General features: G+C 72.6%; 22 protein-coding genes. 11 read left to right on the forward strand and 11 right to left on the reverse strand.

The window, feature by feature from the left end; genetic code table 11:
• Positions 1 to 19: 19 nt before the first annotated feature.
• Both OG242_RS29555 and OG242_RS29560 read right to left on the reverse strand, forming a co-directional pair.
• Entirely contained in the window at positions 20 to 1,000 is a 981-nt protein-coding gene (locus OG242_RS29555) for a formylglycine-generating enzyme family protein (protein ID WP_405901056.1), read from the reverse strand.
• Positions 997 to 2,232, reverse strand: a complete 1,236-nt coding sequence (locus OG242_RS29560) for an ROK family transcriptional regulator (RefSeq protein ID WP_405901057.1) — start codon at positions 2,230 to 2,232, stop codon at positions 997 to 999. The genes OG242_RS29555 and OG242_RS29560 overlap by 4 nt, the downstream gene beginning before the upstream one ends.
• A gap of 203 nt (positions 2,233 to 2,435) precedes the next feature.
• Here OG242_RS29560 and OG242_RS29565 point away from each other — a divergent pair, with 203 nt between their 5' ends.
• The 6 genes from OG242_RS29565 to OG242_RS29590 all read left to right on the forward strand — a co-directional run bounded on the left by OG242_RS29565 (position 2,436) and on the right by OG242_RS29590 (position 11,971).
• Positions 2,436 to 3,923, forward strand: coding sequence for a sulfatase-like hydrolase/transferase (locus OG242_RS29565; RefSeq protein ID WP_405901762.1), 1,488 nt, complete (start codon positions 2,436 to 2,438; stop codon positions 3,921 to 3,923).
• Complete coding sequence (locus OG242_RS29570) at positions 3,920 to 4,771, forward strand: ABC transporter permease (RefSeq protein ID WP_405901058.1); 852 nt, start codon at positions 3,920 to 3,922, stop codon at positions 4,769 to 4,771. The genes OG242_RS29565 and OG242_RS29570 overlap by 4 nt, the downstream gene beginning before the upstream one ends.
• A 3-nt stretch (positions 4,772 to 4,774) precedes the next feature.
• Entirely contained in the window at positions 4,775 to 5,557 is a 783-nt protein-coding gene (locus tag OG242_RS29575; protein WP_405901059.1) for an ABC transporter ATP-binding protein, read from the forward strand.
• Complete coding sequence (locus OG242_RS29580) at positions 5,554 to 6,582, forward strand: aliphatic sulfonate ABC transporter substrate-binding protein (RefSeq protein WP_405901060.1); 1,029 nt, start codon at positions 5,554 to 5,556, stop codon at positions 6,580 to 6,582. Before OG242_RS29575 ends, OG242_RS29580 begins: the two co-directional genes overlap by 4 nt.
• Positions 6,579 to 8,834: a DUF4838 domain-containing protein gene (locus OG242_RS29585; RefSeq protein WP_405901061.1), complete on the forward strand. Its 2,256-nt coding sequence runs from the start codon at positions 6,579 to 6,581 to the stop codon at positions 8,832 to 8,834. Before OG242_RS29580 ends, OG242_RS29585 begins: the two co-directional genes overlap by 4 nt.
• A gap of 86 nt (positions 8,835 to 8,920) precedes the next feature.
• Positions 8,921 to 11,971: a beta-galactosidase gene (locus tag OG242_RS29590; protein ID WP_405901062.1), complete on the forward strand. Its 3,051-nt coding sequence runs from the start codon at positions 8,921 to 8,923 to the stop codon at positions 11,969 to 11,971.
• 55 nt (positions 11,972 to 12,026) lie between these two features.
• On the opposite strand, the gene OG242_RS29595 is transcribed toward OG242_RS29590, so the two are convergent.
• The 5 genes from OG242_RS29595 to OG242_RS29615 all read right to left on the reverse strand — a co-directional run bounded on the left by OG242_RS29595 (position 12,027) and on the right by OG242_RS29615 (position 15,888).
• A complete protein-coding gene (locus tag OG242_RS29595) occupies positions 12,027 to 12,521 on the reverse strand; it encodes an FBP domain-containing protein (RefSeq protein ID WP_405901063.1) in 495 nt (164 codons plus the stop codon).
• A 50-nt stretch (positions 12,522 to 12,571) separates the two neighbouring features.
• Complete coding sequence (locus tag OG242_RS29600; protein WP_405901064.1) at positions 12,572 to 13,078, reverse strand: NUDIX hydrolase; 507 nt, start codon at positions 13,076 to 13,078, stop codon at positions 12,572 to 12,574.
• Between the two features lie 70 nt (positions 13,079 to 13,148).
• Positions 13,149 to 14,048, reverse strand: coding sequence for a hypothetical protein (locus OG242_RS29605; RefSeq protein WP_405901065.1), 900 nt, complete (start codon positions 14,046 to 14,048; stop codon positions 13,149 to 13,151).
• A complete protein-coding gene (locus tag OG242_RS29610) occupies positions 14,045 to 15,052 on the reverse strand; it encodes an SPFH domain-containing protein (RefSeq protein WP_405901066.1) in 1,008 nt (335 codons plus the stop codon). Before OG242_RS29610 ends, OG242_RS29605 begins: the two co-directional genes overlap by 4 nt.
• Before the next feature lie 206 nt (positions 15,053 to 15,258).
• On the reverse strand, positions 15,259 to 15,888 hold the full coding sequence (locus tag OG242_RS29615) for a TetR/AcrR family transcriptional regulator (protein WP_405901067.1): 630 nt from the start codon (positions 15,886 to 15,888) through the stop codon (positions 15,259 to 15,261).
• 148 nt (positions 15,889 to 16,036) lie between these two features.
• Between OG242_RS29615 and OG242_RS29620 the strand changes: the two genes are divergently transcribed.
• Entirely contained in the window at positions 16,037 to 16,852 is an 816-nt protein-coding gene (locus OG242_RS29620; protein ID WP_405901068.1) for a phosphatase PAP2 family protein, read from the forward strand.
• Positions 16,849 to 17,784 (forward strand): hypothetical protein, encoded by a 936-nt coding sequence (locus OG242_RS29625; protein ID WP_405901069.1) that lies wholly within the window; start codon positions 16,849 to 16,851, stop codon positions 17,782 to 17,784. Before OG242_RS29620 ends, OG242_RS29625 begins: the two co-directional genes overlap by 4 nt.
• 74 nt (positions 17,785 to 17,858) lie before the next feature.
• On the opposite strand, the gene OG242_RS29630 is transcribed toward OG242_RS29625, so the two are convergent.
• Both OG242_RS29630 and OG242_RS29635 read right to left on the reverse strand, forming a co-directional pair.
• The gene (locus tag OG242_RS29630) at positions 17,859 to 18,395 is read right to left on the reverse strand and encodes a PadR family transcriptional regulator (RefSeq protein WP_405901070.1); all 537 of its coding nucleotides are present in this window, start codon (positions 18,393 to 18,395) and stop codon (positions 17,859 to 17,861) included.
• Positions 18,396 to 18,438: 43 nt separating this feature from the next.
• On the reverse strand, positions 18,439 to 20,454 hold the full coding sequence (locus OG242_RS29635; RefSeq protein ID WP_405901071.1) for an FAD-dependent oxidoreductase: 2,016 nt from the start codon (positions 20,452 to 20,454) through the stop codon (positions 18,439 to 18,441).
• Between the two features lie 235 nt (positions 20,455 to 20,689).
• Here OG242_RS29635 and OG242_RS29640 point away from each other — a divergent pair, with 235 nt between their 5' ends.
• The gene (locus tag OG242_RS29640; protein WP_405901072.1) at positions 20,690 to 21,214 is read left to right on the forward strand and encodes a DoxX family protein; all 525 of its coding nucleotides are present in this window, start codon (positions 20,690 to 20,692) and stop codon (positions 21,212 to 21,214) included.
• A 43-nt stretch (positions 21,215 to 21,257) separates the two neighbouring features.
• Here the strand turns inward: OG242_RS29640 and OG242_RS29645 are convergent, their stop codons facing one another.
• Together OG242_RS29645 and OG242_RS29650 are read right to left on the reverse strand one after the other, a co-directional pair.
• The gene (locus OG242_RS29645) at positions 21,258 to 22,898 is read right to left on the reverse strand and encodes an FAD-dependent oxidoreductase (protein ID WP_405901073.1); all 1,641 of its coding nucleotides are present in this window, start codon (positions 22,896 to 22,898) and stop codon (positions 21,258 to 21,260) included.
• A 21-nt stretch (positions 22,899 to 22,919) separates the two neighbouring features.
• Entirely contained in the window at positions 22,920 to 23,834 is a 915-nt protein-coding gene (locus OG242_RS29650; protein WP_405901074.1) for a diiron oxygenase, read from the reverse strand.
• 439 nt (positions 23,835 to 24,273) lie between these two features.
• Between OG242_RS29650 and OG242_RS29655 the strand changes: the two genes are divergently transcribed.
• Together OG242_RS29655 and OG242_RS29660 are read left to right on the forward strand one after the other, a co-directional pair.
• Complete coding sequence (locus OG242_RS29655) at positions 24,274 to 25,833, forward strand: polysaccharide lyase family 1 protein (RefSeq protein ID WP_405901075.1); 1,560 nt, start codon at positions 24,274 to 24,276, stop codon at positions 25,831 to 25,833.
• Between the two features lie 99 nt (positions 25,834 to 25,932).
• Positions 25,933 to 26,982: a YihY/virulence factor BrkB family protein gene (locus tag OG242_RS29660; protein WP_405901076.1), complete on the forward strand. Its 1,050-nt coding sequence runs from the start codon at positions 25,933 to 25,935 to the stop codon at positions 26,980 to 26,982.
• Positions 26,983 to 26,989: the final 7 nt, after the last annotated feature.

Genomic DNA, 26,989 nt, shown 5'->3' on the forward strand with positions numbered 1-26,989 from the left:
GGGGGCCGGCCGCCGGCGCTCAGAGGGACATCGCGCAGCGGAACCCGCCGTGACCTGTGGTGCTGTCGGGTGTGTTGGACGTACGGGCGGCGACCCGGTAGCGGTTGCAGTACGAGCGGTGGCACAGGTGCGAGCCGCCGCGCAGCACCCGGTTGCCGCCCTCGGGCGGCCCGGCCGGGTCGATCCGCGTCTCCGGGCGGTCCGGTACGTGCCAGTCGGCGCTGAACCGGTCGGCGCACCACTCCCACACGTTGCCCGAGACGTTGTACAGCCCGTAGCCGTTGGGGGCGTACGCCTTCACGGGCGCGGTGCCCGCGTAGCCGTCCTCGCGGGTGTTGCGGACCGGGAAGTCCCCCTGCCAGATGTTGCAGCGGTGCCGGCCCTTGGGGGTCAGCGCGTCGCCCCAGGGGAAGCGGGCCCGGACCAGTCCGCCCCGGGCCGCCTTCTCCCACTCGGCCTCGGTGGGCAGCCGCTTCCCGGCCCAGCGGGCGTAGGCGGTGGCGTCGTTCCACGACACATGGACCACCGGGTGGTCCCGACGGTCGCCGATCGAGGTGCCGGGCCCCTCGGGCGCCCGCCAGCAGGCCCCGGTTACAGCGCTCCACCAGGGCGCGCCGGGCACCGTCCCGGGCAGCACCGCATGGCGTGCCTCGCGGGGGACGAAGGCGCCGAAGACGTAGGACCAGCCGATGAGTTCGGCCTCGGTGCGGTAGCCGGTGGCCTTGACGAAGCGCGCGAACCCGGCATTGGTCACACAGGCCACGTCGATGCGGAACGGGGCGAGCACGACCTCCCGGACAGGCCCCTCCCCGTCGGCGGGGAACGCGTCCTCGTCGGCGCCGCCCATCAGGAACGGCCCGCCGGGCACGGCGACGGTGCCGCGCAGCAGGTCGGCGGTGCTCCACTCGGGCACGGCGAAGCCGGCCGGGGGAGTGGTGGCCGTGGTGACGGGGGCGGCCGTGGTCGCGCTCTCACGGCCCGGCCCGCAGCAGGCGCTCATGGGGAAGTCCGTTCGTCGTGGGCGGAGCCCGCCGGGACCGGCGCCGGGCGGTCCAGCAGTTCCGCCAGGTCCTGGCCCGTGGTGCGCAGCAGCAGGGCCACACCGCCCAGCGCCGCCGCCTCGCCGCCGAGGGCGGAACCGCGCACCTCGATGGAGCGGGGGGCGGACGGCAGAGAGAGCGTAGCGATCTGTTCCCTGATCGGAGCGAGGACCAGGTCGTCGAGCGCGGCCGGCTCCCCGTACACGACGACGCACTCCGGATCGACCTGGGCGGCGAGCGCGGCGAGCACCCGGCCCGCGGTGACGGCCGCTCCCCGGAGCACATCGGCCACCTCCGGCCGGCCCTCGGCGGCGAGCGCGATCAGCTCGTCCGCGTCCCCGGCGTCCACTCCGCGCTCGGCGCAGGCGGCGAGCAGGGCCGGGACGGAGATCAGCCCCTCCAGGCAGCCCCGGCCGCCGCAGTGGCAGGGCTTGCCCTCGGGGTCGCAGCTGGTGTGCCCGATCTCGCCGGCCGCGCCGTGGGCGCCGTGCACCAGTGAGCCGTTGACGACGAGCCCGCCGCCGACGCCCTGGGACCAGCGCAGGTAGACGGCGTTGTCGAAGCCCCGTGCCGCACCCCAGGTGACCTCGGCGAGCGCGGCCAGCCGGGAGTTGTTGTCGGTGAGCACCGGGGCGCCGAAGTGCCGGCCGAGTTCGGCGGCGACGTGCCCGGCGAACGGGGTCATCGCGTGCCGGTCGGCGGACGCCGGATTCTGCACGAAGCCGGGCAGGCCGAGGCCGATGCCCTGGACCGGGGCGAGGCTGATGTTCTCGCGCCGCACCAGTTCCTCGACCGCCCGGATCGCCTGCGCGGCCCGTTCGGCTGCCTGGCTGTCCGCCGGGACCGGGGCGCTGTTCCGGCCGACGATCTCATGGGCGCAGTTGGCGACGACCACGTGGATGTGGTGGCGCTGGAGGTCGATGCCGATCAGTTCCGCGCCGTGCGAGTTGAGCGAGATCTCCAGGGCCGGCCGGCCGCGCCCCCTCGGCTGCCCCGGATCGGGGGCGGGCTGCTCGACGACCGCGTTGCGTTCCAGCAGGTCGGACACGATCGCGAACAGGGTCGTACGGGAGAGACCGACCCGGTCCTTGAGCTCGCCCCGGCTGAGCGCCCCCGACCTGCGCAGCTCGCCCAGTACGGCGGCTTCATTGGCTCTGCGCAGGCGCTGGAGGGCATCGGTGCGTTCGGTCATGGACGCATGGTCGATCGGTCAAGTGCTTTCTGTCAACGCGCCGGACGAATTCACACAATGTTTATTCCCGAGGGTTGACGTAAAAAAGTGGACCTCCCTACAGTTCCCGTCAATCGCCGGAGCCGGCCCGCTCGAGCACCCCGCAACCTGCCCGGCCGGCTCCCGTCACCACTGTGAGCACGACCACCGAAAGGGCGGCCCGAGTGGCTCCGCGCAACGTCCTGTTCCTGATGACCGACCAGCACCGGACCGACACCCTGGGCTGTTACGGCAACCCGCTCGTCGAGACCCCCGCCCTGGACGCCCTCGCGGCCGAGGGCACCCGCTTCGACCGCTTCTACACCCCCACCGCGATCTGCACCCCCGCCCGCGCCTCCCTCGCCACCGGCCTCCACCCGTTCCGCCACGGCATGCTCAACAACCCCGAGCGCAACGGCGGCAGCAAGGACGAGCTGTCCGACGAAACCCCCATGCTCTGGAACCAGTTGGCGGACCGGGGATACGCCGTCGGGCACGTCGGCAAATGGCACATCGGCCGCGAGCGCGGCCCCGAGTTCTACGGACTGGACGGCGAGCACCTGCCCGGCGCGCTCAACCCCGTACACCACCCCTCCTACGAGAAGTGGCTCGACGAGAACGGCTTCCCGCCGTTCGCGGTGCGCGAGGCCGTCTTCGGGACCGCCGCCAACGGCACCGGGCGCGGCCACCTCATCGCCGGCCGCCTCCAGCAGCCCGCCGAGGCCACCGTCGAGGCGTACCTCACCGACCGCACCCTCGCCCTGCTGGACCGCTACGCCGCCGGCTGGAAGGCGACCGGCAAGCCGTTCATGCTGTCCTGCCACTGGTACGGCCCGCACCTGCCGTACCTGATACCCGACGCGTACTACGACCTGTACGACCCCGACGACGTGCCGCTGCCCGCCTCCATGGCGGAGACCTTCGCCGGGAAGCCCGAGGTACAGCGCCAGTACAGCGCGTACTGGTCCTCCGACGACTTCGACGCCGCCGCCTGGCGCAAGCTCATCGCCGTCTACTGGGGCTACGTCACGATGATCGACCACCAGGTCGGACGCATCGTCGAAGCGCTCAAGGGCCACGGACTGTGGGACGACACCGCGGTCTTCTTCACCGCCGACCACGGCGAGTTCACCGGCGCCCACCGGCTCAACGACAAGGGCCCGGCGATGTACGAGGACATCTACAACATCCCCGGCATCGCCCGCGTCCCCGGCGCCCCCGCCCAGGTCAACGACGACTTCGCCACCCTCATCGACCTCAACCCCACCATCCTGGAACTCGCCGGAGCCCCCGTGCCCGAACCCTGCGACGGCACCAGCCTGCTGCCCCTGCTGCACGGCGGGAGCGCCGACGGCACCCGCGACCAGGTCGTCACCGAATTCCACGGCCACCACTTCCCGTACTCCCAGCGCATGATCCGCGACCGGCGCCACAAGCTGGTCCACAACCCGGAGAGCGTGCACGAGCTGTACGACCTGGAGACCGACCCGCACGAACTGCACAACGTGTACGAGGCGCCCGCCTACGCGGAGATCCGCCGCTACCTCACCGTCCGGCTCTACAGCGAACTGCTGCGCCGCGGCGACCCCGCCTACACCTGGATGAGCTACATGGCCGACATCGGCGGCGGCCGGGCGGCCGACGTCGACGGGGTCGCGGAGGAAGTGGCATGAACGTGCAGGACAAGCCCCGCGCACCGCACCGCACGAAACCCCCCGGACCACCCGCCGCCCCGGAGCGCGCCGCCGGAACGGCGAAGAAGAAGCGCGGCACGGGCCGGCTCACCTCCGTACTCCTCGGCCTCGCCTCCGCCGCGCTCGGGCTGCTCGCCTGGGCCGCTCTCGCCGGCAGCGGGATCAACGGCTTCCCCGGACCCGTCGTCGTGGCCCGGCGCGCGGGCGAACTGATCGCGGACGGCACGCTGTTCGAGGACGCGGGCGCCAGCCTGAAGCGCGTCCTCATCGGTTATGTGCTCGGCGTCGCCCTCGCGATCCCCGTCGGGTTCGTCATGGGCTGGTACCCGGTCGTCCGCCGGCTGATCGAGCCGTGGCTGCAGTTCTTCCGCATGGTGCCGCCACTCGCGATCATCCCGCTCGCCATCGTGCTCATGGGCATCGACGAGACCCCGAAGATCTTCGTGATCTTCCTCGCCTCGTTCCTGTCCTGCGTCGTCTCCACCTTCCAGGGCGTCGTCGCCGTCGACGTCACCCTCGTCAACGCGGCCCGCGTCCTCGGCGCCCGCGACCCCCAGGTCTTCCTCGGCGTCGTCGTGCCCGCGTCCACCCCGTTCATCCTGGTCGGCATGCGGATCGGGCTCGGCGCCTCCTGGGCGACCGTCGTCGCCGCCGAACTCATCGCCGCCCAGGGCGGACTCGGCTACCGCATGCAGCAGGCGCAGGTCTACTACGACCTGCCGACCATCTTCGTCCAGCTCATCGCGATCGGCGCGATCGGACTCGCCATGGACCGGCTGCTGCTCCTCGCCGAGCGCCGGCTCACCCACTGGCAGGAACGGCGGTAACCCATGCCCAGCATCAACTTCCACGACGTGACGAAGGACTTCGCGGTCAAGGACGGCGGATTCCTCGCCCTGGACCATGTGAGCCTGGACATCGAGGACGGCGAGTTCGTCACCGTGGTCGGCCCCTCCGGCTGCGGCAAGAGCACCCTGATGAACATCGCCGCCGGACTCCTCGACGCCACCGGCGGCCAGGTCCTCGTCGACGGCACCACCGTCAGCGGCCCCGCTCCCGAACGCGGCGTCATCTTCCAGCAGTACGCCCTCTTCCCCTGGATGACCGTCGCCGCCAACGTCGAGTACGGGCTGAAGGTCGCCGGGGTCCGGAAGGCGGAACGCCGGCGCCGGGCCCGCGAGGTCATCGAACTCGTCGGCCTCACCGACTTCGCCGACGCGCTGCCCAAGACGCTCTCCGGCGGCATGAAACAGCGCTGCGCCATCGCCCGCGCCTACGCCGTCAACCCCAAGGTGCTGCTGATGGACGAGCCCTTCGGCGCCCTCGACTCCCTCACCCGGGTCCGTATGCAGGAATCGCTCCTGGACACCTGGGGCCGCGATCGGCGCACCGTCATGTTCATCACCCACGACGTCGACGAGGCGGTCTTCCTCGCCAACCGCGTCGTCGTCATGGCGGCCCGCCCCGGCCGCGTCCACACCGTCATCCCGGTCACGCTGCCCTACCCGCGGACCGAGGAACACCGCCTGTCGCCCGAGTTCGCCGCACTGCGCGCCCAGGTGTGGCACGCCGTGCACCACCAGCCCGCCCCGCTCGAAGGAATCGCGTCATGAAGCCGATCCGTGTCGTCCGCCGCCGCACGGCGGGCCTGTTCCTCGCCCTGGCACTCGTCTCCACCGCCGCCGGCTGCGGGGACGGCTCCTCGTCCGACTCCGCCGACGGGCAGAAGACGGTGAAGTTCGGGTACATCGCCGACTACAGCGGCGCCGTCGCCCTCGCGGTCGCCCAGAAGCAGGGCCTGTGGAAGAAGGCCGGGGTCACCCCCGACCTCAAGGTCTTCACCAACGGGCCCCTCCAGGTGCAGGCCCTCGGCACCAACAACCTGGACTTCGGCTACCTCGGCCCCGGCGCACTCTGGCTGCCCGCCTCCGGCCGCGCCTCCATCGTCTCCGTGAACATGCTGGGCCTCGCCGACCGGGTCATCGCCCGCCCCGGCTCCGGCATCGACGAGCCCGCCGACCTCAAGGGCAAGAAGGTGGCCGTCGCCGAGGGCACCTCCGGCGACATGATCCTCAACCTCGCCCTCAGCAAGGCCGGACTGGAGCCCGACGACATCACCAAGGTCGCCATGGACGCCTCAACCGTCGTCACGGCGTTCTCCTCCGGCCAGGTCGACGCGGCCGCCACCTGGTACCCGCTGATCGACACCATGAAGAAGAAGGTCCCGGGCCTCAAGGAGATCAGCCGCACCGAGGACTACTACCCGAAGCTCACCTTTCCGAATGTCTTCGTCACCCAGCCGAAGCTGGCCTCCTCCGACCCCGAGCTCGTCAAGAAGGTGACCGGCGTCCTCAAGGCCGCCGGTGACTGGATCGCGGCCCACCCCGAAGAATCGGAGACCGTCACCGCCGACTTCCTGAAACTCCCGGCCGGGCAGCTCAAGGGCTCCACGAAGTACGTCAGGATCCTGCCCTCCGACGAGCTGACGAAGCTCACCCGGGACGGCACGGTCGACGGCTGGTTCGACGAACTGGCCGCCAACTTCCACCGGATGGGCAAGCTGCCCGACCCGGGCAAGGCCGAGGACTACTACCTCGGCGACCTCTACGCCACAGCCGGAAAGGCGGACCGCTCATGAACGACTCGCCGCACCAGGACACCACCCTCGCCCCGGACGGGGCGGGACGACGAGGCTTCCTCGTCGGCGCCGCAGGCCTCGCCGGGGCCGCGCTCCTGGCCGGGACCACGACGACCGGGGCCGCCGCGGCCGGCGGCCCGCTCCGGGTCGCCTCCGGCGGCCGGGCCCGCGCCTCCATCCTGTGGTGGGGCGGCGGCAGCACCGAGTTCGCCGCCGCCGAACTGCGCGACTACCTCCGCAGGATCACCGGCGTCCGCCTCCCGCTGCGCGCCGTTCCCGCCCCGGCCGGCCCGCCCGAGGGCGTCGCCGGCCTGGTGGCCCTGCACACCGGCACCGGCGGCGGCCGCATCCCCGCGACCCGCCTCGCCGACGCCGGACGGGAACTCGCCGGCGCCCCCGAGGACTCCTTCACCCTGCTCGGCGACCACACCTGCATCCTGCTGACCGGGCACGGCGACCGGGCCCCGCTGTACGCGGTCTACGCCCTCCTGGAACGGGCCGGCGTCCGCTTCTTCGCCCCCGCCTTCCCCGCGTACGAGGGCCACCACGAACACGTACCGCACACCCGCGACCTCGCCCTGCCGCCCGTACGCCACACCGACCGGCCCGCCACCGGGCTGCGGCGGCAGTACGCCGAGGAGGGGTTCAGCCACACCGCGGCCAACCTGCCGTCGCTGCTCGACTGGATGGCCAAGAACCGGCTCAACACCTTCGTCTACCCGACCGACTACCTGGGCCTCGGCGTCACCGCGTACGACAAGGTGCGCGACGTCCTGGCCCGCGAGGCCGGCAAACGCGGCCTGCGGATCGAGACGGGCGGCCACGGCTACGACAGCTTCCTGCCCAAGGCCGACTACCCGCAGTACTACGAGTCCGGCGGGCCGGTCTTCGACATCTACAACCCCGAGGCCCTGAACGCCTATGTGGGCAAGGTCGTCGCCTTCCTCCGGGAGCGCCCGGAGATCGCCCTCTTCGACTGCTGGCCCCCGGACGTCGGCGCCTTCCAGAAGCCGGTGCTCGACCGGTACGGCACCGCGTCCAACGCCGAGTCCGTGGTCGTCAACGAGCTGGCCCGGGTGCTCCGTCAGGAGCTGCCCGGCGTCCGGGTCGAGCGCATCGCGTACGCGTCCACGGTCCGTCCTCCCGACGCCGATCACGCGAGCGACCCCGAGGTCATCGTGGACTTCGCGGCCTACTCCCGCACCTACGACGGCCACCTGGGCGACCCGGCCGTCAAGGCCAACGTGCCCTTCGCGGACGCGCTGCGCGCCTGGCGGGTTACGCACACCGGGCCGCTCGCCATGTACGAGTACTACCGGCGCTACCGCTGGCGCAGCCTGCCCGTGCACCCGCTGACCACCATCGCGGGCGACCTCGCGTTCGAGGCGGGGCTCGGTCTCGACGGTATCGGCATGTACAGCGAACCCGGCGACTGGATCACGTACGAACACGTGCAGAACATGGTCGCCGCGCTGGCCTGGGACGCCTCCCTGGACGGCGAGTCGTTCCTCGACGGCTATCTGCACGCCCGCTTCGGGGAGCGCGCGGTGCCCGCGATGCGGCGCTACTACGACCTGACCCGCCCGGACCCGGACACGCACACCGCGGCCGCGCTCACCACCGCGTACGGCCAGGCCCGCGCGGCGCTGGGGGAGGCCGCGGGGCAGGTGACGGAGGCGGCGTCCCGCACGGTCCTGGACCGGCTGACCCGCAACGCCGACCTCGCGCTCGCCGATATGCGCATCGGCCTGGCTCCGGCGGGCAGCGCCGAACTCGAAGCCGCCCGCCGGGAGTACCGCGCACTGGTGCACCGCAACCGGTTCACCGGTATCTGCCTGCCCAACATGCAGGCCTGGTGGCGGTGGAACGGCCCGCAGGGCCAGGCCCCGTACAACGACGCGACGATCCGGCAGGCCGTGGTCGACACCTACGCGAGTCCCGCCGCCGGGTTCGGTGACCCGGGGACCGTCGTGCTGGAACGCGGCGGGGACGCCGTGCGGCTCGACGTGGAGGCCCAGGACGTCGACTTCACCGGCCACACGGTGCTCTGGACGGCCACCGCGCCGGACGACGTCCGCGTCGAGCCGTCCCACGGCACGCTCAGGGTGCGCGGGACGCGGGGCGACGCCCAGCGGGTCGCCGTCAGCGCGACGGCGAACGCGGCGGCCGGCACCGGCCCGATCACCCTGCACTTCAGCCTCGCCGACGGCACCCGGCTGGTCGCCTCGCAGGTGGTGGCCGACATCCGCTGACCGACGGCACTGACCCGCACGGCCCAGCACGACCGGCTCCACGGACCACGGAAACGCACCATGAGCACACCAGCGAAAGGGCGTCCATGACCCACCACCCCCACCGGCCGCGCACGCGGTCGCGCCTCTTACGGCGGCGCGCGGTCGTCGCCGGTCTGGCCACCGGACTCGCGCTGTCCCTGTTCTCCCCGTCCCCGGTCGCCGCGCACCCCGCACGGCAGGCCCGGCAGGCACCGGCCGAGACCACCACGCACCGCTTCCCGGGCAACGACCACCGCCCGCACACCGTCACCTGGGACGACAAGTCCCTCAGGATCGACGGTGAGCGGCTGGTCGTCTGGTCCGGCGAGTTCCACTACTGGCGGCTGCCGAGCCCCGACCAGTGGCGCGACGTCCTGCAGAAGCTCAAGGCGTCGGGCTTCAACGCGGTCTCGCTCTACTTCTTCTGGGGCTACCACTCCTCGAAGCCCGGCTCCTACGACTTCAGCGGTGTCCGCGACATCGACCGGCTGCTGACCATGGCCGAGCAGGAGGGCCTGTACGTCATCGCCAGGCCGGGTCCGTACATCAACGCCGAAGTGAGCATGGGCGGGCTCCCGCCGTACATGACCACGTACGGCGGCGAGCAGCGCACCGCCGATCCGCAGAACCTCGCGGCCGACCTGGAGTGGCTGAAGGCCGTCAACGGCATCATCGGACGGCACCAGATCACCGACGGCCGGGGCAGCGTCATCGCCTACCAGGTGGAGAACGAACAGATCGACGACTCCGCCAAGCACGTCGACTACATCGAGAAGCTGCAGAGCGCCGTCGTCGACCAGGGCATCACCGTGCCGCTGTTCCACAACGACTACGGCAACGGACACGGCTGGAACGTCCCCGGCGGCCCCGGCGGTTCAAAGCTCGGCCTCTACGCCTTCGACACGTACCCGCTGGGCTTCGACTGCGCCGGGGCCCGGAAGAAGCTGAGCGACTACGAGTCCCGGGTGCGCGGCTACTCGCCCGGCACCCCGGTCTTCATCGCGGAGGGTCAGGGCGGCGCGTTCACCTCGTGGGGCCGGGACTTCCAGACGAGCGAGTGCGCGAAATTCGCCGACGAGGCGTTCACCCGGCAGTTCGCCGTGAACAACCTCGCCAACGGGGCCACCCTCTCCAACACCTACATGGAGTACGGCGGCACCAACTGGGGCTGGACCGGCGACCCGGGCTCCGGCTTCACCTCCTACGACTACGGGGCGGCGATCGCCGAGAACCGCGCGATCACCCCGAAGCTCGCCGTCCAGAAGGAGTTCGGCTACCTCCAGAGCGCCGTACGGCCGATCGCCTCCGCCGAGCCCGACACCGCCCCCGAGGTCACCGTCACCGGCGGCGGCCCCGTGAAGGCCCAGCAGCGCCGCTCCACCGAGCAGGCGGACGAGACCTCCGTCTCCGGCAACGGCATGCGGCTCATCACCCTGCGCCACCCCGACTCCAACGACACCACCACCAGCCGTGTCACCTTCCCCCTTGAGCTGGGCGACGGCGCCGCGTACACACGGGTGCCGCAGAAGCCGGACACCGCGATCACGGTGGACGGCCGCGACGCCACCACCCTCGTGGCGGACTACGCGTTCGGCACCCACCGGCTCGTCTACTCCACCTCGCAGCTGCTCACCCGGCTGACCGCCGGACGCGATCTGCTCGTCCTCGACGGCGCGCAGGGCAGGGACGGCGAAACCGTCCTGCGGTACGCGAAACGGCCCCGGGTCACCACCGTGGACGGGGACCCCGTGGAGGCCACCTGGGACCCCGTACGCAAGGAGCTGCGGCTGAACTACCGGCACGGCGCCGCACGGACCGTACGCGTCACGGGCGGCGGCGGCCGGGACCTCACCGTCCTGATCGGCGACCGGGAAGGCGTCGCGACCACCTGGCAGCTCGACGCGGGCCCCGGCCAGGTCCTGGTCACCGGCCCGGAACTCGCCCGCACCGCCCGCGTGACGGGCACCCGCCTCGCCCTCACCGGCGACACCCGTGAGGCCGGCCCGCTGAGGGTGTTCGCGCCCGCCGGGGTGAAGACCCTGACCTGGAACGGCCGGACCGTACGGGTGCGGCGCGACGCCGCCGGGGCGCTCGTCGGCCGGCTGCCCGGCCCGGGGGAGGTCACGGTGCCCGCGCTGAACACCTGGCGCACCTCCGCCTCCGACCCCGAACACACGGCGGACTTCGACGACTCGGCGTGGGTCGAGGCGGACCGCACCACCGCCGCCAACACCCGGCACGGGCCCGGCGCGGCCTCCGGGGTCGTCCTGGACACCGACGAGTACGGCTTCCACGAGGGCGACACCTGGTACCGGGGCCACTACACGCCCACCGAGGCGGGCAGCACGGTCAAGGTGACGGTGAAGACGGGGACCGCCGGGCACGCCCTGGTCTGGCTCGACGGCCACTACCTGGGCGCACAGGGCGACGGCAGCGCCACGTACACCGTCCCCGAGGGCCTGACCGAGCCGGGCGAACCCGCCGTCCTGGCGATCCTGGTACGGAACATGGGCCAGTACGAGGACTGGAGCTCCAACGGCCGGTCCAAGGGCGGACGCGGTCTGGCCGACGTGGACATCGCCGGCGCCGGGAAGACCGAGTGGCGCATCCAGGGCGCCGAGGGCGGCGACGAACCCGCCGACACCGCGCGCGGCCTCTACAACAACGGAGGCCTGTACGGGGAACGCCTCGGCTGGCACCTGCCGGGCGCGCCGGACGCCTCGTGGGCGCGCACCGGCTCGCTGAAGAGCGACCGGCCGGGCGTGCGCTGGTACCGCACCACGGCCCGGCTCGACCTGCCGAAGGGCGCCGACACCGCGCTCGGACTGCGCATCGAGGACGCCGGAGGACGGACGGACAAGTACCGCGTCCAGATCTTCGTCAACGGCTGGAACACCGGGCAGTACGTCAACAACGTGGGCCCGCAGCAGGAGTTCGTCATCCCGTCCGGCTTCCTCATGCAGCACGGGGAGAACACCGTCGCGCTCGCCGTCACCGCCGAGCAGAGCGGCGTCGGCCCGGACGCGGTGCGGCTGGTGAGCCAGGGCACCGTGCTCGGGGGCGTCGGCGGCGGGCAGAACGCGGCCCCGGACTACGCGGACCTGTTCACGAGGTGAGGGACGGACGCGCGCCCCGGAGGTCTGCCGGGGCGCGCGTCCCGCGCTGCCGGGCTCAGCTGAAGAGCTTCGTCACGAACGCGTGGAGGTTGTCGAGCGTGCGGGCGATCTGCTCCTCCGTGGTCAGGCTCTCCTTGAACCGGGCCCCGGAGGCCACGGCCTTCTTCCCGCGCACGTACAGCGAGCAGGCCAGGTCGGTGCACATGTACAGGCCGACCGAATTGCCGTCGCGCCCGGCGGGGCCGGTCTTGCGGGCGGTCATCAGCGAGACCCCGCTGCCCGGGTGCGTGGTCAGACAGAGCGAACACATGCTCCGGTGCAGGAAGCCGCGCTGCTGGGACGGGAAACGCAGCGAGATCCCGGCCAGCTCACCGCCGTGCTCGGTGACGATGTAACTGCGCCCCGGCGCGGACAGGTCGCGCCAGCCCAGGAAGTCGAGATCGTCCCAGGGCAACTCCTCGAGGTCCCTGGGCAGCGGCAGACGCTTGGCTTCCCCCTTGGAGCAATTCACGAACGATGAGCGGATGTCCTGCTCGGTCACGGCCTTCATACCCACGAAGCTAACTCTGCCTATGGCCCCTAGGCAAACGATTAATTACCTTAGGGCTTCACCTGGAGATCATCGGCTGCGAGGGAGAGCCGGTGCACGGGCGGGTGGGGGATGCCGAGGTCCGGGCGCCAGGTCGAAAGGATCTGCGCCGAGGGATCGAAGAGCGGCGAGGGGAGCGCGTCGAGCGGGGTCCACCGCCAGGTGCTGATCAGGTGCGGCTCGGTCACCCGCGCGGTGCCGGAGTCCACCCGCACCAGGGCGGCCATCGTCACGCGGTTGATCCCGCCGACGACGTCGTGCAGCATCGCGAAGACGGTGACCTCGTCCTCGGGCACCGTCAGCCCGGTCTCCTCGCGCAGCTCGCGCACGGCCGCCGCCGCGACGGACTCGGGCAGCGGGTCGACCTTGCCGCCGGGCAGCTCCCAGGTGCCGCTGTGGTGCCGGCCGAGCAGGACCCGGCCCCGCGCGTCCTGCACGATCACCCCGACCCCCAGCGCCGCCTGCGCCTTGGGCGGGCGGGCGTTGCGGGAGGGGGCGGCGGTGTTCTCGGTGGCCATGGTGCTCCTCGGGAGTCGGCGGTCGGGTCCGGGCGCCGAGCCTACGGGGACGCCGTACCCGCCCCCGCGTTCACACCGTCAGTCGCAGCGAGGTCTCCGAGACGCCGAGCCGGACGCTCTGCCCCCACGTCAGCTCCAGCGCGTCCGCCTCCATGCCGTCGCCGAACACCACCACCCGGTCCGACTCCACGGTCAGCCGCAGCCCCTGCCCGGACCCCAGCTCGCCCGAAACGAATGAGGTGCCGGTCGACGGCGAGGGCCACGCCTCCCGGACGAACCAGAGCAGCCGGGGATCGGCGGGCCCGGGCAGCGGAAGGGCGCTGTGCCGCTCCTGCCACAGCGAGCGCAGCCAGCCGGTGGCCCCGGTGCCGGTGCCGACCAGGACGCCGGAGGAGGCCTGCGGCTCGGCGGGGGAGTCCGCGGCGTCGGGGCCCAGCCGGTAGCGGGCCGTCTGGTGGCCGGGCGGGCCGAGGTAGATCTCGTTGAGGGCGAGCAGCCGCTGCGTGTCGTCGGCCACCGCCTCCACCATGGTCAGCGCGTCGGCCCGCCCGCCGGGCGCCACGGCCGCCCGCATGAGCGCCGCCGCGTCGGCCGGCCGGTGGCGCACCAGGACGCCGGGGTTGCGGCCCGGGTCGGTGTCGATGCCGATGACCGGCTGGCCGGAGAGGTACTTCGCGGCGTTGGCGACCAGGCCGTCCTGCCCGACGACCACCACCACGTCCTCGGGTGCGAACAGGAACCGGTCCAGGTCCGCCCGCTCCACCCGGCAGTGGCGCCACTGGAGCGGGACGGCCGCCGCCACGTCGGCCAGCGCCTGCCGGGTCCGCTCGTGCCTGCGGGCCACCTCGTCGATGGACCGGCCGCGCGCGGCGAGGACGAACGCGGCCTGGCCGTGCGTGCCGTGCCGGGCGAGCAGCTCCTCGTACTCGGTGGTGCGGTGGACCAGCACCGCCCGCGGGGCCAGGCTCACGCCCCGGCCTCCGGCCGGCCGAGCTTGCTGAGCAGGCCGGTGAGGACGTCCGGCGACAGGGTGAGGCTGTCGATGTGCGGCAGGTTCTCGGCGAGTCGGGTGGCCGCCAGCGCGTGCAGGGTCGCGGCCTCCACCTCGCCGTGCGCCCGCAGCCAGGCCGCCTGGGCCTCGGCGCGCGCCGCGCCCACCTGCCGGGCCGCCTCCGCCTCGGCCCCCGCGAGCCGCACCGTGCGGGCGGCCTCCGCCTCGGCGCGCACCCCGTCGGCCGCGGCGTTCTCCTCGGCCTCGCGGCGGGCGTTGGTGCCGCGCTGCTCGACGAGCTGCTCCTCGCGCCGGGCCAGCTCGATCTGGCTGGCGAGCTCGTTCTCGGCGATGGTCCGCTCGCGCTCGACGGCCACGGCGCGCCGTTCGTAGGTGGCCCGGTCGGCCTCCTGCTGGATCTGCTCGCGGGCGGGGGTGCGCAGGGCGCGCTCCACCTCGGCCTCGGGGCGGATGGCGACGACGCGGACGGCCACCACGTCGATGCCGGTGGCGGGGAGCCTGGGCTCGGCGGCGAGACCGGCCGCCACCCGGTCGCGGACGGCGGCGACCCCGTCGACCAGGGCGCCGGCCAGCGGGGTCCGGGCCAGCACGTCCAGGGTGTGCTGCTGGGCGGTCTCGGTGAGGAGTGTGGCGATCTGTTCCAGGGGTGCGCCGCGCCAGGCGCCGGTGTCCGGGTCGACGGAGAAGTCGAGGCGGGCGGCGGCCTCGGCCGGATCGCTGATCCGGTAGGTCACGGTGGCCTGCACCGTGACGTCCTGGAAGTCGGAGGTGCGCGCGTGGAACGCCATGGCCAGCTCGCGGTCGTTGACCGGCACCTCGGAGAGCGCGGCGCTCAGCGACCGGTACCAGAAGCTCAGTCCGGTCCCGTCGTGGGCGAGCTCGCCGCGCTTGTGGTGGCGGATGTGCGCGGTGGGCGCGGAGCGGAGATGGCGCCAGCCGAAGCGGCGGGTGATGTCGGCCATGAGGACCCCCTCGAATCTTTCTCGTCATAGCGACGATAAGGGGGTCGGCCGATTCTCGTCAAGGGGACGAGAAAAGAGGGTCCGGGCACGCGAACGGCCGGTGACTTCTCAGAAGTCACCGGCCGGCCGGGTTGTGCGCCGCCCCCGTCCCCACGGTGCGGCGCGGGCGGGCCGCCGTCATCCGCTGGAACGACGGCCCACGTCTGTCAGGACCCGGGCGCCGGAGCGTCCAGGCCGAGTGCGGGAAGGACGGCACCCTCCACGAAACGGACGAGGTAGCTCTCGTCCGCGTAGGCCCCGGCGAGCATCGGGCGGGCGCGCATCACGCCGAGCAGCTGCGCGGAGACGAACTCCGCCGCCGGGTTGTCGGCCGCCACCTCACCCCGCTCCACCCCGCGTCGTACGAGCGTGTCGACCGCGGCCAGTTCCGGCAGGATCAGCGACTCGCGCAGGGCGCACAGCAGCTCCGGGCTCTGCAGCGCGGCATGGCTCAGTGCCAGCATCAGGGAGGTGTCGCGTCCCGAGCCCTCGCTGATGGCCCGCGCCGCCTCCAGCAGGTCACCCGCCAGCGATCCGGTGTCGATCTTCCGCAGGGCGCCGCGCCGGGTGCCGTTCAGGGCGGCCACCACCAGCTCGGGTTTCGACCCCCACTGGCGGTACAGGGTGGACTTTCCGCAGCGGGACCGGGCGGCGACCCCCTCCATGGTCAGCGACTCGTAGCCGCTCTCCCTCAGCGTGTCGAGCACGGCGGTGTAGAGCTCCTGCGCCCGCTCCGGCGTGATCTTCGAGCGGCGCTGCGTGGGGGGCTGCTCCTGCTCGGTCTGCTGCGGCGACATGTGCCTTCCCTCTCTGCGACTCTGCGACGAGGTCCATCGATACGCCAGTGTACCGATACGCACGTGTACCGATACGCCTCCGTATCGGTACACTGGCGTATCGATAAGGGCGGAGGGCCGCCGAGGAGCATCAGCAAAGGGGCACCGGGTGAGGTACGCCGGCAACACGCCCGCAGATCGGAAGCCGGACACCGTCGCCCGTCCACCCCTGGTCCGCGAGCTTCTTCTCGTCGTCGGGCTGTTCCTGATCTACAAGCTCGGCCGCCAGGCCGCGAACGGCCATGTGGACGAGGCGTTCCGCAACGGCGACCGCGTCTGGGACCTCGAACGCGCCGTGCACCTGCCCGGCGAAGGTGTCGTCCAGCGGCTGCTGCTGCACGACGAGACGCTGATCCACCTGGCGAACACCTACTACGCGGCCGTGCACTTTCCGGCCACGCTGCTCTTCCTCGCCTGGCTGTACTGGCGCCGCCCCCGCCACTACGTGTGGTCGCGCCGCGTCCTCGCCGCGCTCACCGGCTCGGCGCTCGCCCTGCACCTGCTCTTCCCGCTCGCCCCGCCGCGGCTGCTCGCCACCGCGCATCTCGTCGACACCGGCCGGGTCTACGGACCTTCGGTGTACGGCGCCCAGCCCGCGACGGACTCCATGGCCAACCAGTTCGCCGCGATGCCCTCGCTGCACTTCGGCTGGGCCGTCATGGTCGGCATCGGCCTCGTCGTCGCCACCCGCTCCCGCTGGCGCTGGCTGTGGCTGCTGCACCCGGCGATCACCCTGTTCGTCATCGTCGGCACCGCCAACCACTACTGGCTCGACTCGATCGTGGTGGCCGCCCTGCTCTCGCTGGCCCTCGCCGCGCTGCCGCTGCGGCGCGCGGAGCCGGTCCGCCCGCCGCGGCCGTGGCCGTCCGTCGTGCCGCAGCGGGAGCACACCACCGTGTACGCCACCTCCGGGGCACGCCGGTGAACGCCACCCTGGCAGCCGTCGCGCTGTCCCTCGTCTCCGCGGCCGCCTACGCCGCCGCCGCGGTGGCCCAGGCCCGGCTGGCCGGCCGCACCGCACCGGGCACCGGCACGCTCCGGCTGCTCGGGCGCGGAGCCTGGTGGTGTGCGGTCGGCATGAACGCGGGCGGCGCCCTGCTGCATGTGGCCGCCCTGAAGTACGGGCCGCTCACCCTGGTCCAGCCGCTCGGCGCGCTGACCCTGGTGGCGGCCGTACCGCTGGGCGCCCGGGCCGCGGGCCGCCGGGTCACCCGCACCGAGTGGCGCGGCACCCTGCTCACGCTGCTCGGCCTCGGCGCCCTGCTCCTGACGGCGGGCGGAGCCGCCCCGCAGGAGACGCTCACCCTGCCCGAGGCGCTGGCCGTGGGCGCCGGGACCATGGCCCTCGTCGCCGGCCTCAGCCGCCCCGGCGCCCGCCCCGGGCTCCGGCACGCGGCGGCGTCCGGCATCACCTCGGGCGTCGCCTCGGCGCTCACCCAGACCCTGACCGTCGCGGCCACCGACCACACCGGACCGCTGCTCAGCGCCCGCCTGGTGGTCGTCGCCGTGCTCGTTTCCGCGTTCGCGATGGGCGGGCTGCTGCTCTCCCAGACCGCCTACCGGGGCGGCCTCGGGGCGCCGCTCGCCGTCGTCACCCTCGCCAACCCGGTCGCCGCCGCGGCCATCGGCCTGGCCCTGCTCGGGGAGCGGTTCCAGGGCGGCCCGGCCGGCATCGTCCCCGCGCTGCTCGGCACGGCGGCGGCGGTCAGGGGCGTCATCCTGCTCAGCCGCGCCCAGGCACAGACCGCCCCCGCCGTCGCCGGGGCCCCTGCGGCCACCCCGTCACGGGTGGTCATCAGCAGCCCCCGCCCGGCGCGCCGCGAACAGCGACGCCGGATCGGCGCGGGGCGCCACTGAATCCGTACGTTGTACGGGTCACCGGGCGCCGAGCCCTGCGCGGGATCGCGACGGCGCGCCCCGAGCCGTACTCCTCACGCCGGCTCCGGGTAGTCCGCCAGCGCCCGGGTCAGCCACCCGATCCAGAAGTTCTCCAGGTCGATGCCGCCGCGCAGCACCAGATGCCGCAGCCGGTCCCCGGGCGCGTCCCGCTCCGGCGGGAAGTCCCGGATCTCGATCGCCCGGTACTCCGCCAGCTGCCGTCGGTGCAGCTCCAGATGGCGGCGCAGCTCCGCGTCGAGGCCCGGCGCACCGACCACCGCCGCCGCCCGCATCCGCAGCAGCAGCGGATCGCGTACCTGCTTCGGGTCCTCCTGCCGGGCCACCCACGCGGACAGCGCCTCGCGGCCGGCCGGCAGCACCTCGTACTCCTTCTTCTGCCCCCGGGCCGACTGGGCCGGTTCCAGCGCCCTGATCTGCCCGGCCTGCTCCAGCTTGCCCAGCTCGCGGTAGATCTGCTGGTGCGTGGCCGACCAGAAGTAGCCGATCGACCGGTCGAACCTGCGGGTCAGCTCAAGGCCCGACGACGGCTTCTCCAGCAGGGCGGTGAGGATCGCGTGCGGCAGTGACATGGGGTGCATCCTAGGGACGGCCGGGGCGGCCCGGCCGTCCGGTTCAGAGGGCGGCGGCGAGTTCCGTGCCCTGCCGGATCGCGCGCTTCGCGTCCAGCTCGGCCGCGACGTCGGCGCCGCCGATCAGATGCGCGCCCCGGCCGGCGGCGAGCAGCTCCTCGTACAGGTCCCGGCGCGGCTCCTGGCCGGCGCACAGCACGATCGTGTCGACCGGCAGTACGTGCTGCTCGTCGCCGACCGTGATGTGCAGGCCCTCGTCGTCGATCCGGTCGTACGTGACGCCCGCCGTCATCGTGACCCCGCGGTGGCGCAGTTCGGTGCGGTGGATCCAGCCGGTCGTCTTGCCGAGGCCCGCGCCGACCTTGCTCGCCCTGCGCTGGAGCAGGTGGACGGTACGGGCGGTCTTCGGGCGCTCCGGGGCCGCCAGGCCGCCGCGCCCCCGGTACTGGGTGTCGACGCCCCACTGCCGGAAGAACACCTCCGGGTCCAGGCTCGCCGCCTCGCCGCCGTCCGTCAGGAACTCCGCCACGTCGAAGCCGATCCCGCCCGCCCCGACGAGCGCCACCCGGTCGCCGACCGGCGCGCCGTGGCGCAGCACGTCGAGGTAGCTGACGACGCTGGGGTGATCGACCCCGGGGATCGGCGGGGTGCGGGGGGTGACACCGGTGGCCAGCACGACCTCGTCGAAGCCCTCGAGGTCCTCGGCGCCGACCGGCGTGCCGAGCCGCAGACCGACCTTCTCCTCCGCGAGCCGGGTGCGGAAGTAGCGCAGCGTCTCGTTGAACTCCTCCTTGCCGGGCACCCGGCGGGCCACGTCGAGCTGCCCGCCGACCTCGTCGGCCGCGTCGAACAGTGTGACCTCGTGGCCGCGTTCGGAGGCCGTGACCGCGCAGGCGAGCCCGGCGGGCCCGGCGCCGACGACGGCGACGCGCCTGCGGGTGCGGGTCGGCGACAGGACGAGTTCCGTCTCGTGGCAGGCGCGCGGATTGACCAGGCAGGAGGTGACCTTGCCGCTGAAGATGTGGTCCAGGCACGCCTGGTTGCAGCCGATGCAGGTGTTGATCGCGTCCGCGCGCCCCGCCGCCGCCTTCGCGACGAAGTCCGGGTCGGCGAGGAACGGCCGGGCCATCGACACCATGTCCGCGCGGCCCGACGCGAGAACCTGCTCGGCCACCTCCGGGGTGTTGATGCGGTTGCTCGTCACCAGCGGTACGGAGACGGCCCCGCGCACCTTCTCGGTGACCCAGGTGAACGCGGCCCGGGGCACCGAGGTCGCGATGGTGGGTATGCGGGCCTCGTGCCAGCCGATGCCCGTGTTGATGATCGTCGCGCCGGCCGCCTCGATCTCCCGGGCCAGCCGCACGACCTCCTCCAGGGACGAGCCGCCGGGCACCAGGTCCAGCATCGAGAGCCGGTAGATGATGATGAAGTCGCTGCCGACCCGCTCGCGGACCCGGCGCACGATCTCGACGGGGAAGCGGATGCGGTTCTCGTACGAGCCGCCCCAGCGGTCCTCGCGGTGATTGGTCGCGGAGGCGATGAACTCGTTGATCAGGTAGCCCTCGGAGCCCATGATCTCGACGCCGTCGTACCCCGCGCTCCGGGCCAGCGCCGCCGCGGTCGCGAAGTCCTCGATCGTCGCCTCGACCTCGTCTTCGGTCAGGGCGTGCGGGGTGAACGCGCTGATCGGTGCCTGGAGCGCGCTCGGCGCCACCAGGTCCGGGTGATGCGCGTACCGGCCGAAGTGCAGGATCTGCAGGGCGATCCGGCCGCCCGCCTCGTGCACCGCCGAGGTCACCCGGGCGTGCTCCGCCGCCTCCGCCTCGGTGGTCATCTTCGCCCCGCCGGGGAACGAGCAGCCCCGTTCGTTGGGCGCGATGCCGCCGGTGACCATGAGACCGACGCCGCCCCGGGCGCGCTCGGCGTAGAAGGCCGCCATGCGCTCGAAGCCGTTCTCGACCTCCTCCAGACCGACGTGCATCGACCCCATCAGCACCCTGTTCGGCAGGGTGGTGAACCCGAGGTCGAGCGGGCTCAGAAGGTGCGGATACGGGCTCATGCGGCGGCTCCTCGCTGTGGCGTCGCCCCAGTTCTAAACCACGGGAACGCCATTGTGCAACAAGTTGCACAATGGCGTTCGTCGCACTGTGTCACGGCTCACGCCCCGGCCCGGGTCGCCCGGACGGCGTAACAACACGGTCCGCACGCGGTGCGCGGCACGGAGAGTGGTGGGGTACGGCATCCAGGCGCCCTCGTCGTCCGGGCGGGGCCCCGACACCCTCCGGAGAATCCCCATGGGCTGTGTCAACCGCCACGACCTCGGTCTGCTCCTCCTGCGCGTCGGCACCGGCGCGGTGCTCGCCGCGCACGGCGCCCAGAAGCTCGGCGGCTGGTTCGGCGGCGGGGGAGTCGAGGGGACCGCCGCCGCCATGGAGGCGATGGGCTTCCATCCGCCGAAGCACAGCGCGGTCGCCGCCGGACTCGGCGAGGCGGGCGGCGGCCTCCTGCTCGCCCTCGGCCTGGCCACGCCGGCCGCCGGAGCCGCGGCCGCCGGTGCGATGGCGGGAGCGGTGGCCGTCCACGCCCCCGCGGGCTTCTTCGCGCAGGGCGGCGGCTACGAGTACCCGGCGTTCCTCGGCTTCACCGCCGCCGCGATCGGCCTCGCCGGCCCGGGGCGCTACTCCGTGGACCACGCCACCGGCCACGCCTTCAACCAGCCCTGGATGGTCGCCCTGGCCTTCGCGGGCAGCGCGGCGGCGGCCGCCGCGGTGGTCGGCAAGCGGTCCCGGGCGCGGGTGCCGGAGGCGGAGGAGTTCTGAGGGGGGCCGCTGGGCCTCGGCCCAGGGCCCGCCCCGTCAGGCCCTAGCGGCGCCCCCGCCCCTTCGACGCCGCCACCAGCTCCGGGACCGTGCCGAACTTCACCCTCGGGCGTCCGCCGTCCCGGCCGCGCGCCCGCTCGGCCCGGTCGATGGCGGCGAGGCCGCGTGCGTCGACGACCTGGCGGGCGCGGCCCCGGACCAGGCGGCCGAACGCCTTGGCCGGGTGGGCGGGGGAGGGGAGCTTACCGGCGACCGCGTCCGCGAGGAGCGTGCCGACGGTCTCCGCCGCGCAGGTGCGGTTGGCACCGATGCCCCCGGAGGGCCCCCGCTTGATCCAGCCGACGACATACGTGCCGGGCAGGCCCGCCACCCGGCCGCCCTCGTGCGGCACCGTGCCGCTCGCCTCGTCGAAGGGCAGACCGGGGACCGCCAGGCCCCGGTACCCGATGGCCCGCAGGAACAACCGCGCCGGGATCTCCGCCTCGCCCCCGTCCGCAGTGACCCGCACGCCCGTCACGTCGTCACGGCCGCCGATCTCCACGGGCGCCGAGTGGAAGCGGAGCACGATGCGCCGCCCCTCGGCCGGCGGGCTCGACCAGTCCACGCGCTCCCGGCGCACCCCGCGCAGCACGGCGGCCGGTCCGCCCGGCGCCGAGCCCTCGATCGCGGGGCCGATGCGCGGATCGTGGTCGTCCACCACCAGCTCCACACCCGGCAGATGCTTCAGCGCCAGCAGCTCGGACGAGGTGCACGCCGCGTCCTTCGGGCCGCGCCGGCCGAGCAGGACGACCTCGCGCACCGCCGAACCGCGCAGGGCGGCCAGCGCGTGGTCGGCGATGTCGGTGCCCGCGAGCCCGCCCGGGTCCGCGACGAGGATGCGCGCCACGTCGAGCGCCACGTTGCCGTTCCCGGCGACGACCACCCGCTCGGCACGGGACAGGTCCACGGCCCCCGGGGCCACCTCGGGGTGCGCGTTGTACCAGGAGACGAACGACGTCGCCGCGATACTGGACGGCAGGTCCTCGCCCGGGACGCCGAGCCGGCGGTCGGCGCCCGCCCCGACCGCGTAGATCACCGCGTCGTGGTGCGCGGCCAGCTCCTCGGCGGATATGTCCTTGCCCACCTCGACCCCGAGGTGCATCCGTACCCGGGGATGGGAGTGGAACCGCGCGAAGGTCTCGCCCACCCCCTTCGTCCCCGGGTGGTCCGGCGCCACGCCGTACCGGACGAGGCCGCCCGCCACCGGCAGCCGGTCGACCAGGGTCACCTCGGCGTTGGTGTGCAGCAGCAGGTCCTCCGCCGCGTACATCCCGGCGGGCCCGGTCCCGACGACCGCCACCCGGATCGGCGCGAAGTCCGACGGCAGGCTCCGCTCGAAGGAAGGCGCGCCCCAGGCATGGAAGTTGGGCCCGGCGGCGGGCTCCGGCTCCCGGTCCGCGTAATAGGCCGCGTTGATGGCGGCGTACTCCTTGCGCGCCCCGAAGAGGCTGTCCACCGGGAAGATCGCGTCCACCGGGCAGGCGTCGGCGCAGGCCCCGCAGTCGATGCAGGTCTCAGGGTCGACGTACAGCATCTCCGTACGCCCGAAGTCCCTCTCCTCCGGCGTCGGGTGGATGCAGTTGACGGGGCACACGGCGACACAGGTGGCATCGCTGCAGCAGGTCTGGGTGATGGCGTAGGTCATGGCTCGGGCTCTCGGCTCGGGTCAGATCAGGTCGGCGCGCTTGTAGAAGAACAGGGCCGGCTTCGTCAGCAGACGGGCCGAGGCCAGGAACTCCATCAGCCCCGAACAGCTCGACCGCATCAGGGACTTGTGGTGCTCGTTGGTCTTCGCCTCGGCCCGCGCCCGCGCGGCGTCCAGGCCGGCGTTCGCGTAGACGTCCCGGTTCACCATGCTGGTGACGATGTAGTACGAGGCGATGGCGACGACGAGCGCGTTGAGGTGGCGGCGCACCGGGCCGGCGCCGCGCAGGCGCTTGCGGGTCTCGTCGCGGGCGAACTTCATGTGGCGCGACTCCTCCACCACATGGATGTTGTTGATCGTGCGGACGAACGGCGCGACGCGCTCGTCGCGCATCCAGTCGCGCTGCATCACGTCGAGCACCTCCTCCGCCACGAGGATCGCCGCGTACGCCGCCTCGCCGAAGGCAAGGGTCTTGAAGGCACGGCCCAGTTCGACCACCGGACGGCGCGGCCGGTACGCCGGAGCGCCGAGCTTCGCCGCGCCCCGGGCGAACATGATCGAGTGCCGGCACTCGTCGGCGACCTCGGTCAGGGCCCACTGGAAGCGCGGGTCGGTCGCGTCCTTCGCGTACATGTCCCGCAGCACCATCTGCTGGAGGATCATCTCGAACCAGATGCCGGTGCTGGCGACGGACGCGGCCTCCTGACGGGTCAGCGCCTTGCGCTGAGCCTCCGTCAGTTCGGCCCAGTACGGGGTGGCGTAGAGCGTGCTCCACTCGGGGCTGGCTCCGTGGTGGTCCGTGTCCAGGGGAGTGTCCCAGTCCACCTCGGTGGCGGGGTCGTACGAGAGCTTCGCGGACGAATCGAGCAGGCGCCGGGCGACGTCCTGCTCGGCGGCCCGGTCCTGGTCCTCCGGCCGAACGGTGCTGCTTGCCATGCTGCGGCTCCTTGACTCGAGAGATCGACCCGGCGCCGTCCGGCCCTCATCCCGTGCCGCCCGATGAGACCGCCTGCCGGCGGACGCCGCCCTCGCTTGTTAGACGCGACGTCTAGCAAGCTGTTAGACGGAAGGTATAGCAAGAGGCTCGCGCGAACTACCCCCGCGGCGGAAATGCCCACGTTCTCTCCACGGCGCGGGTGTGCGCGTGGTGTTGGTGTGCCCCGGTGGGCGGCTCTCGTCCAGCCGGCTGTCCGGCCGGGGGAGGGCCGCGCGGTCGTTACGACCCGGTTGGGCCGTGAACGGCATAGATTTGTCGTGCCCAAATCAAGAAAGCGCCGTCTTTCCGTGTTCACATCCTTGTACTGCCAGCGTTACCGCCTCTATTCTCGCCATCCAGAAAGCGCTTTCCATCTCTCTTCGACGAATGGGAACGAACATGAGGCGACCAGTCGCACTGCGACTCTCCGCGGCACTGTCCACGATGGCCCTGGCGGCCGCGACCGGTGCGGTCCTGACGATGCCCGAGGCCTCGGCCGCCGCGGCGGGCGGCGCCACCGGCTTCGCGAGCCAGAACGGCGGGACCACCGGGGGAGCGGGCGGTCAGACCGTACGGGCCACCACCGGGACCCAGATCCACCAGGCCCTGTGCGGCCGGGCCAGCAGCAGCACCCCGATCACCATCGAGGTCGAGGGCACCATCAACCACGCCAACACCGCCAAGGTGTCCGGCGACAGCTGCAACACGGCAGCCGGTGTCATCGAGCTCAAGCAGATCAGCAACGTCACGCTCGTCGGCGTCGGCAGCGGGGCCGTCTTCGACCAACTGGGCATCCACATCCGCCAGTCCAGCAATATCATCATCCAGAACGTGACCGTCAAGAACGTCAAGAAATCCGGCTCGCCCACCTCCAACGGCGGAGACGCCATCGGCATGGAGAGCGACGTCCGCAACGTCTGGGTCGACCACGCCACCCTGGAGGCGTCCGGCGGCGAGGACGACGGGTTCGACGGCCTCTTCGACATGAAGGACAACACCCAGTACGTCACGCTGTCCTACAGCACCCTGCGCAACTCGGGCCGGGGCGGCCTCATCGGCTCCAGCGAGACCCAGCTCGACAACGGCTACGTCACGTTCCACCACAACCTGTACGAGAACGTCGACTCCCGCACACCCCTGCTGCGCGGCGGCATCGCCCACATCTACAACAACTACTACGTGAAGCTGAACAAGTCCGGGATCAACTCCCGGGCCGGCGCCCACGCCAAGGTGGACAACAACTACTTCAAGGACTCCAAGGACGTCCTCGGTACCTTCTACACCGACGCCACCGGGTACTGGCAGGTCAGCGGCAACACCTTCGACAACATCACCTGGTCCTCGCCCGGCGAGGAGAACCACCCGGCCGGCCCGAACCCGCAGTCCAACACCACGGTCAGCATCCCCTACGCGTACACCCTCGACGACTCCTCCTGCGTGCCCGCCATCGTGACCAGCACGGCAGGAGCCAACAAGGGGCTGAAGGTCTCCGACGGCGACTGCTCCACCACCACCCCGACCCCCGACCCGACCGACCCGACGCCGGACCCGACCGATCCCACGCCGGACCCGACCGACCCGACCACGCCCACCGGCACCAACCTCAGCCTCGGCGCGGGCTCGGACGGCTCCAGCAAGGCGAGCGGCACCAGCTACGGCAACGTGCGCGACGGTGACCTCGGCACCTACTGGTCCCCGGCCGGCTCGACCGGCTCCGTCTCCGTCAAGTGGCCCTCCGCCACCAGCGTCTCCGCCGTCACCATCCGCGAGGCCGCGGGCGCCCAGGGTGTGATCGGCTCCTGGCGGCTGCTGAACGCGGACACCGGCGCGGTCCTGAAGACCGGCAGCGGCGCCGGCAGCATTACCATCCCGGCCACCTCCCTGCGCAAGATCACCTTCGAGATCACCGGCGCCAGTGGCACGCCGAGGGTCGCGGAGTTCGAGACGTACGCCGGATAGCCACCGAACCGCAGACAGGCGGCCCGGTCCGGGAGCACCGATCTCCCCGGACCGGGCCGCCGCACACATGAGTCACGCCGGGCGGGCAAACCGCACCGTATGACACGGACACCGCGCCCCGGCACCGACCGGGAAGAACACCGGCACGACGCCGACGGCCCGGCACCGGACGTGGGGCCCGGGGAAGAAGTCGAGGAACGGGCACCCGACCAGCCCAGCGACCTGAGCGGCCGGTCCTGGCTCGCCGTGCTGCGCTCCACCGCGAAGGAGTTCAAGGACGACGAACTCGCCGACCGGGCCGCGGCACTCACGTACTACGGGGTCCTGTCGCTGTTCCCCGCACTACTGGTCCTGGTATCCCTGCTGGGCATCGCGGGGGAGTCCGCCACCCAGCGGGTCCTGGACAACCTGCGCCAACTGGCGCCCGGCTCCGCACGCGACGTCATCACGGACGCCGTGCACCAGCTCCAGGGGAACGCCGGCGTCGGGTCGGTCATGGCGATCGCCGGCCTCGCCGTCGCCGTCTGGTCGGCATCCGGCTACATCGCCGCGTTCATCCGCACCTCGAACGCCGTCTACGACCTGCCCGAGGGCCGGCCGGTGTGGAAGATCCTGCCGCTGCGCCTCGCCCTGACCGTGGCCCTGATGGTCCTCGCCTGTGTCAGCGCGCTCATCGTCGTCTTCTCGGGCGCCCTCGCGCGGCAGGCCGGCGCCGCCCTCGGAATCGGCGACACCACCCTGACCGTGTGGTCGATCGCCAAGTGGCCGGTCCTGGTCCTCCTGGTCATCCTCATGATCGCGCTCCTGTACTGGGCCGCCCCGAACGCCAAGGGCCGCGGGTTCCGGTGGATCACCCCCGGCAGCTTCCTGGCCATGCTCATCTGGCTCACCGCGTCCGCCGGCTTCGCGTTCTACGTCGCGAACTTCGCCTCGTACAGCAAGACCTACGGCACCCTCGCGGGCGTCGTCGTCTTCCTCGTATGGCTGTGGATCACCAACCTCGCGATCCTGCTCGGCCTCGAATTCGACGCCGAGATGGCCCGCCGCCGCGCGATCGCCGGCGGCCTGCCCGAGGACGAGGAGCCGTACGTCGCCCCGCGCGACACCCGCGCCTGGACCGACGAGGACCGCCGCCGGATGGAGGAATGAATCGGGC

It is taken from the genome of Streptomyces sp. NBC_00727 (genome assembly GCF_045161745.1).
Classification (GTDB): domain Bacteria; phylum Actinomycetota; class Actinomycetes; order Streptomycetales; family Streptomycetaceae; genus Streptomyces.